The organism is Acidithiobacillus sp. TH-A36 (assembly GCF_057473445.1).
The window spans coordinates 1-7,967 of the sequence record NZ_JBYCKP010000279.1 but is presented as its reverse complement, the minus strand read 5'-3'; the positions used below and the strand labels follow the sequence as shown (position 1 = coordinate 7,967).

Below are 7,967 nucleotides of genomic sequence, written 5' to 3'. Positions count from 1 at the left end.
TTCCGGCATGGCAGGTGATTCTTCATGACGCCAAAGCTGCGGGGGTAAACCTTCTCGTACAACCCTGGTAAGCAGCAAGGGTGCGTCATCGTTATCTTCCAATGTTTCTTCGAGCACGGGTTCCTTGCGATCAGATTGTTTATTCATTGTGGTATCTCCGGTCAGGCTTCCAGGGTATGTACCTGCAAAGTGTATCCGATGTTCTTCAATGTCTTATATCTCTCTCTTGCCAGGTCGCGAGCGTTGCTCTCGGCTGGAATAAAATCCACCAGTCTTTCACACGCCGGAAGTGGCTCAGGGAGATTCTGCAAGGCGCACAACACGGCAACCACGCAGGCATCCGGCCAAGGTTGCTGGTAGTGTATGCGTACAGAATACCTTGCCCCCAATCCATGAGGAATAAAAGCATCTGCCTGAAAAGTCCAGAGCATGTCGTCCACGCTCTGAGCTGCTGCCAAATCTGCACAGAGAATATCTGCTTCCCCAACAACTTGCCAGACCTTGTTGATGACCCGACAGATGGCGCGCAATCGCTCCTGCGGGGTCAACAGGGTGGCTGGCAGGTCATAAAAGGAGGCAGCCGGCAATGTGGTGGCCCCCTCAGGCAGTTTGACGGGATCGGTTGAGAAGATATTCGACCAACAAAGCGACGGGTCGCCCGGTGGCACTCTTGTTTTCGCCGCTTTTCCAGGCTACGCCCGCAATATCCAGGTGCGCCCAATGGTAGTTTTCCGTGAAACGCGACAAAAAGCAGGCGGCTGTAATGGTTCCGGCAGGACGACCACCGACGTTGGAAAGATCCGCAAAAGGACTCTTCAGCTGTTCCTGGTATTCTTCAAAAAGAGGTAATTCCCAGGCGCGGTCCATGCTTTCCTTGCCAGCGCTGATCAGATCATGAACCAGCCCTTCGTGGTTACCCAATACAGCGGCGGTTTGGTGCCCCAGGGCAATAACACAGGCTCCGGTCAGGGTGGCCATGTCAATGACTACATCAGGTTCGAAGCGCTCAACGTAGGTGAGGGCATCAGCGAGAATCAGGCGACCTTCAGCATCCGTATTGATGACCTCAACTGTCAGGCCTTTCATGCTCTTGTGAATATCACCGGGTTTGGTGGCCTGGCCGTCGGGCAGGTTTTCAGACGCGGGAACCACCGTGATGATGTTCAAGGGTAGTTTCAGTTCGGCAGCCGCCTGGATGGCCGCAAGGGCCGCAGCACCGCCGCACATGTCATATTTCATTTCGTCCATTTTGTCGGCAGGCTTCAGAGAAATGCCACCAGCGTCAAAAGTCAGGCCCTTGCCTACCAAAACAATGGGGGCCTGTTCTTCGCTTCCTCCCCAGTATTCCAGAATAATCAGGCGTGGTTCCTGACGAGACCCCTGAGCAACACCGAGTAACAAGCGCATATTCAGTGCTTCCATGGCGTCCGGACCAAGGATGGTGCTTTTAATTCCAGTACGTTGCGCCATGGCTTCGGCCTGTTGCGCCAACCAGGTGGGGGTACAGATGTTGCCGGGTTCATTGGCCAGATCTTTCGCCCAGGCGACTGCCCGCGCGGTCGCCAGCGCTTCGGCACTGGCCTGTTTAATAACCGCTTCTTCTTCCGCGCCACCAGTCACATTCAAATGCAGATGGGTCAGGCTGTGCCGGGGCTTTTCCGATGGTTCCTTGTGATGATCAAACTGATAATCGGCATCCATGACCGCCTGCACCAGAATTTTGCTCAAAGCTGCGGGTGAGCGGCGGGCAACGGGTGTTTCCAGCAGATAGAAACTGACTTGGGTGATTTGCGCCTGCTGCAGGGCTTTGCCAGCACTTTGTACCGCTTTGCGAAATTTGCTGTCCTTGAGCTTGCCATGGGTACCCAGGCCCAGCACCATCACGCGCTGGGTAGCCAATCCGGGCAGCTGGTAGAGAATCTGGGTTTCCCCGCACTGACCACCGAAGTCTCCCATCTCTATAAATTTCTGCAGGGCGCCATTACTGGCTATATCGACCAAAGTGGCTGCAGGGCTCAGGATACCGTGTTCATAAACACCAACGACAATACAATCCATTTTGTCGGTACTGGGCTTGTGGGCATGAATGGCTATCTCCACGGTAAATCTCCTGATAATCTGTGACTGAGGAATTCAATATGAACGAAAGCGTACAAAGTAAGCCCCAATGGTGCCGTGAATCAAGTGATGGATTACAAGAGAATCATCCATGACCCGTATCCATCTGCAAATCATCCGAAATATTTCCGTCACCTTTCTGCTGACCTGTCTGGTCATTCTGGCCATTCTGGCGATTGGCCAATTGACCCAGCTGCTGAAGCAGGTGGCATCGGGGCAATTGCCGTTACCTGTTGTCCTGCAATTGTTGGGGCTGGCCGTACCAACACTGTTGGTGACGGTTTTGCCCCTTGCGTTTTTTTTCGCGGTGTATCTGGTGTTCAATAATTTGTATCGTTCCAATGAAATGGTGGCGATTCGCAGCACAGGCACCGGTTTGACAGGATTATTGCCTGCAGTAGCCGTGGTGGCTGGAGTCGTTTTTTGCCTGGAGCTGGGCCTGGCTTTGTCCTGGGCTCCTGCAGCCCAACGCACGCTTCAGTCTGAGTCCGAAAGGCTGGCCAATGTCGCCGCAGAAGCGATGCTGCAACCGGGTAGTTTCACCTCCTTATCGGGGGGGCGGGTCATTTATGTGGGTTCTGCCATCGGAAAAAATACACACCGTTATCATGAAATTTTTCTCTCCATCGCCCAAGGTGCACAATCAGATATGGCAACTGCAGCCTATGGAGAAATCAAACCGGGTGCTGATGGTGCTCTCAGTCTGGTACTTATTGATGGACAGCGCTATCTCGGTCAACCCGGACAAAATGGTTTCAAGGTGCTGTCATTTGCGCGCTACCGGGTGATGATTGGCAATTCCGCTACCAATGCTACCAACCAGGCTGGCGGAATCAGCTGGAGTAATGCTTCCTTGTCCCAGTTGGTGGATCATTTTTCTGGTCTGGACAGGCGTTATGCGGTGACGGAGCTGCAATGGCGTCTAATATGGCCTATTGCTTTGCCGCTTCTGGCATTGTTGGCTATACCACTGGCTTACAGTGAGCCGCGCGGTGGCGGAAGAGCCGCCGGGATGTTGCTTGGCGTTCTCTTCCTGCTGGCGATAAATAACATTCTGATTTATATAAAGGAGCACATGATGGCTGGCAAGATGCCGCTTTTTCCGGGATTTCTTTGGGTAGTGCTGGGCATCGCCTTGATCGCTTTTTATACTTTTCTACGTCGGAGTCGGGATTTGGGTCTGCTGCCTTTATTGTTCAGTCAGAGTGCGCATGAAACGCGCTGATCGGCTACTGTTTCGTGGCATGCTGGCGTACAGCGGTATTGTGTTGCTGTTGTTGTTGGCGCTGGTATTTATTGCCCAGTTGATTGCCAAAGCTTCGGGACCAGGACATGGCGTCTGGAATATGACGCGACTCATGCAGTACACAGCTTTGCAAATGCCCGAAGTCGCCTATGATGTTGTTCCTCTGGCCTTGCTGCTCGGTACCTTGGTCTGGATGAGTATTCTCAGTGGCCATTCCGAAGTGATTGCCCTGCGGATGTCCGGCTGGTCTCTATGGCGTCTGGAGCAGCCCTTGTTGCTGGTTGGCTTGCTGGGAACGATGTTGATGTTCGTTCTTGGGGAATGGGTGATTCCGGTGACTGCTCCGGCATCTGAAGCTATGTGGGCCAATGCCAGTCAGCCCGGTGCCGGTTTTCATAATATGGGGAATGAGGGGCTCTGGTTGCGGCGTGATGATCAACTCATCCAGATTGGTGCAGTGGGTGATTCAGGCAAGGCGCTGCAGAATGTGCGCATAGTTTCACTAAGTACCGGGTTGGTGGGACTGAAGACCATGACCCGCGCAGCGTCTGCCCATTTTGAGGCGGGTCATTGGGTATTGCAGGATATTGATCTGGCTACGATTTCGCCGCAACAGATACAGATGCAGCATGAACAAAGCTTACCCTGGAACATCAAAATGCCGCCTTCTACCCTCAGCAGCTTTGCCCATCCGACGCGCACCATGACCCTGCCCACGCTCTGGCGCAATTACCAGAGTTTGCAGACAGGGGCATTAAACATGAATCGTTTTGCCTTGGCGTTCTGGCGACGCTTGAGTTATCCGTGGGTAGGCCTGATCATGATTTTGTTGGCGGTCCCATTTGTCACCCGCAATCCCCGTGGTGGAGGGCTTGCCGCCAGAGTTATGGCCGGACTGGTGCTCGGGTTGGGCTTTCACTTTTTGACGGAAATGTCTGGTTATATCAGTGTGTCTGGAGGGATTAGCCCATCGATGGCTACCATTTTACCCATTGTTTTGTTTGCTATAATTGCTGGTTTCTTGCATCGTATTGTTTAAAAGAAAGTAGTTCTTAATCTTTTTTTGTTGTGACGTTTCCTGATTGCATTATAATTGGCACCGATACGCCAAACTTGAATACTCCGATTTCGGATGGTCCGATAGTCGAATGGAGAGATTACTATGACCATACCCATGCTCGTTGATCATTTGCGTGAATACCATCAATGGCGAATGCGTATTGCAAATGCTGTGGATCAGCTTGCGAAGCTCTCTATAGAAATGGAAATTCTACCTAGCGGCACAATGTTACGCATGGAGAATCTTGCTCAGGAAATTGCCAGGGATCATTTACGTATATCGTTTTTTGGTGAGTTTGCCCGAGGTAAGTCCGAACTCATTAATGCCCTGTTTTTTTCGGATCTAGGTGCGCGTCTGATGCCCTCTGGTCCGGGACAAACTACCATGTGCCCTGTAGAGATTGCCTATACCCACATGACGCCTTCTTTGCAATTGTTGCCGATTCGCAGTAGAACTCTCAATGATTCAGTTGAAAAGTTAAAAAAAATACGGGATCTCTGGACGATTTCACCATTGAATCCAGAAGACAAAAAAGACTGTGCAGAACGCATGACCCAACTGACAGAGACACTTTGTGTACCGATGGAAGAGGCACGTAGTTACGGATTATGCCCGCAAGTTAAAGAGTTTGGATCACAGTTAGAGACTGCTAACAGTGGCGACTGCGGAGAAGGGAAAGTTAGAATTTCGCGTTGGCGCTATGCGTTGCTGCAGTGGGTACATCCGGTGCTGGAAGCGGGGCTGGTTATTCTGGATACACCAGGCCTTAATTCATTGGGTAGTGAAGCAGATTTAGGGCTGGAGGTAGCCCGTGACGCTGATGCATTGATATTTGTGCTGAGTGCGGATAGTGGTGTAACACAAAGCGACCTGGCGATCTGGGAACAATCACTTGGGCGTCATGCCCTACAAAATCAATTGGTAGTACTTAATAAAGTAGATACGCTTTGGGATGATTTGCTGAACCCTGAACAGGAGGCTGATGCTATTTCTGCTCAAAGAGAAAAGACGGCAACGCGCCTGGGATTAAGTGTGGACCAGGTCATTGCCGTCTCCGCGCAAAAAGGCTTACTGGGTCGGATTCGTCAGGATGACAGTTTATGTGCTCGAAGTAGGCTAAAAGAACTGGAAGAAGCAATAGCGCAAATTCTTATTCCTGGAAAGCGTGAATCCATCCTGGAAAGCGCGCGGCGACTGATCAGAAGGGTAGTTATTGATCAGCGCGTTTTGCTGGAGGAACAAATAAGGAATCTGGGCGGTGAGATTGAGAGTATGGAGCGTCTGCAGGCACAAACTGGAGAGCAATTACCGCGTTTGCTGGAAAAACAGAAAAAACTCATGCGCTCTTTTGCTCGTGACCAGGATTCTTTTGTGCTGAAAGAAAGAGAGTTTCTGGAATCTGCAAATACCTGGTTATTACAGTCGCTTTCCATGGAACAGCTTGATCAGATTATCATCTCTGCCCGGACAGAATTGCTGGCCGCCTGGACTACTGTAGGTATTTATGACCGATTCTCAAAGTTTTTCGAGGAGACTATTGCACAATTTGACAATGCTCTTGAGCGGGCCAATCGCCTTTCGGCATTAATGCTGGATGCCTATCGGGTACTTGAACAACAGTATGGATTATCCAAACTGGATACCATTCCATATGTTATTTTGCCTCGGCGAGCCGAGTTGTTGGCGATAGCAGATCGCTATGAGCGTTTCGGTAAAAGACTGGAAATTGCTGCTTCCACACAAGGTTCGGTTGTTCGGAAGGCTTTTTTCTCACTAACACAGCAGATAGAGGATTTTGTAAAAGAAACGCAAAAAGACATACGTAATTGGGTTAACGAGTCTCTTGATTTAATGAATCGTCAATTGGAACTTTTTGCCGCACAATCTAAAGAAAAGTTGACTGCATTGGAGTCAATTGTGCATTCGTCGGCTAATATTCAGCCGCGTATTCAGTCGCTCAGTCAGCAAAGGCGGGTTAAGGAATCAAATTTAACTGCGCTGAATGATACTTATTATGGATTGGGTGAATTGCTGCAGATGGTCCCAGATGATAATTCTCAGGCAGCTCCTGCGGATGTTGTTTAAAAATAAAGAATTTTATGGTCCATTTCGTAATATGATTTTATGATAAAAATCACATTTTTATTATTTTTTTGATATTTTTATCTATAATTATTCGAATTCTTACAAAAAATACTAGACTTGCTAATGATTTTAAAGCGCAATCTTCTTTGCAATCTGCCTTGATCGAGGTGGATCGATTGTTGGGAACTCCCTGACACAGGATCTCTCTTTGACAACACAAAAGATGATGGAAATTCTGTCCAGATATCTGAATCATTCTTTAGTTTGGATCGGTGCGTTTAAAGCTGAGGATGATTCCTTCGGTATCCTGTCTCTGGCTGGATATCACCAATAAGTTGCCGTTATATCAAAAACTTACATCTGTACTGGCGGTTTTTATGGCTCTGTCCATAACGCACTAGAAAGTATTGTTGCTCAATATATGCCGCTTCTAGGAGACAATTCCTATAGAGGGTGGCCGATTGCTGATGATGAGATTTTTCATGCTAGTTTAAGTGTGCCTTATCGCAGCCTGAGTGGTGATAAGGGAATTATGGTTTTTTCTGCCAAAGAAAGTTGATCTGTTATCACCAAATCATACTTTGTGGATGCACCTTGCAGATGATTTCGCCGTGTTTTTGGAGTTGCCTGTCCTGAACAGAGATATGATGTTTCATCATATGTATTAATCACCTCGAAGGGTTGTATGCCTGAAATTTCCCTCAAGTATTGGTTGGAAAAACCTGGTGCGGTCCGACAATTGCTTCATGAAGTTGTCGAATGAATGCGTTATCGCGGTTGCGCTTTTTTTTTGATGAAGTAAGAGCGGATGCGTGTCTGGAAACTTGGCGAGATTCCGAGCCGACTATGAATAAAACTTCGGTTATTGGAGCCTGGCCTTTATGGGGTGATACTGGCTTGCAGGCAATTTTGTTCATAAGCAGCAATGATCCGGACTGTTTTAACAATAAGTTGCGTTTGGGAAACTGGTAAGACGTTGTTTCCCTCTCTAACACCACGGAAAGAAGCCACGTCAAATACCGACATCCCTGTTGCGCTCTTGACAGTTCTTCGCAGTGCCAAATTGTGGAGTGTTCTCGTGGTCAGAAGCCAGTTGACCGAATATTTGAGTGAGGATGTTGCAGGACTTCTGCAGCGAGTCGCTTCATTATTAGGTCGTGGTTTAGATGAGATTGATCTGAAGCAAAAGCTTGCGGATGAACAAATTCGGCAAAGCTGGCTTGCAAGTCATGATCCATTAACTGGATAAATAAATCGTCGTGGGTTGGAAACTTACTTTTTCCATGCCATCTTGAGCGCTCAGCGCAATAGAACTTCGTTGGCTGTGTTACTTATTGATCTGGATGATTTTAAACCCGTCAATGATACCTATGGGCATGAAGCTGGCGATCGGCTTCTGGTCAGGGTGGCTGGTGCTTTGCAGGATGCCATACGCAATACAGATTTTCTGGTACGCCT

7 protein-coding genes are annotated in these 7,967 nt (G+C 49.0%); 5 read left to right on the top strand and 2 right to left on the bottom strand.

What is annotated here, in order from left to right; genetic code table 11:
• Nucleotides 1–161 precede the first annotated feature (161 nt).
• Entirely contained in the window at nucleotides 162–587 is a 426-nt protein-coding gene (locus AC2VLY_RS07370) for a DNA polymerase III subunit chi (RefSeq protein ID WP_486891838.1), read from the bottom strand.
• Between the two features lie 13 nt (nucleotides 588–600).
• Entirely contained in the window at nucleotides 601–2,058 is a 1,458-nt protein-coding gene (locus AC2VLY_RS07365; RefSeq protein ID WP_227485245.1) for a leucyl aminopeptidase, read from the bottom strand.
• Between the two features lie 151 nt (nucleotides 2,059–2,209).
• Between AC2VLY_RS07365 and lptF the strand changes: the two genes are divergently transcribed.
• The 5 genes from lptF to AC2VLY_RS07340 all read left to right on the top strand — a co-directional run.
• The gene (lptF, locus tag AC2VLY_RS07360) at nucleotides 2,210–3,343 is read left to right on the top strand and encodes an LPS export ABC transporter permease LptF (RefSeq protein WP_300253423.1); all 1,134 of its coding nucleotides are present in this window, start codon (nucleotides 2,210–2,212) and stop codon (nucleotides 3,341–3,343) included.
• Complete coding sequence (gene lptG, locus AC2VLY_RS07355) at nucleotides 3,330–4,403, top strand: LPS export ABC transporter permease LptG (RefSeq protein WP_300253421.1); 1,074 nt, start codon at nucleotides 3,330–3,332, stop codon at nucleotides 4,401–4,403. Before lptF ends, lptG begins: the two co-directional genes overlap by 14 nt.
• Nucleotides 4,404–4,526: 123 nt before the next feature.
• Nucleotides 4,527–6,509 carry a dynamin family protein gene (locus tag AC2VLY_RS07350; protein WP_486891837.1) on the top strand — a complete coding sequence of 661 codons (1,983 nt, stop codon included), beginning with the start codon at nucleotides 4,527–4,529 and terminating at the stop codon, nucleotides 6,507–6,509.
• Nucleotides 6,510–7,587: 1,078 nt separating this feature from the next.
• The gene (locus tag AC2VLY_RS07345) at nucleotides 7,588–7,758 is read left to right on the top strand and encodes a hypothetical protein (protein WP_300253417.1); all 171 of its coding nucleotides are present in this window, start codon (nucleotides 7,588–7,590) and stop codon (nucleotides 7,756–7,758) included.
• A gap of 15 nt (nucleotides 7,759–7,773) precedes the next feature.
• Nucleotides 7,774–7,967, top strand: a 194-nt coding sequence (locus AC2VLY_RS07340; protein ID WP_486922027.1) for a GGDEF domain-containing protein, incomplete at its 3' end; no start/stop codon positions are given.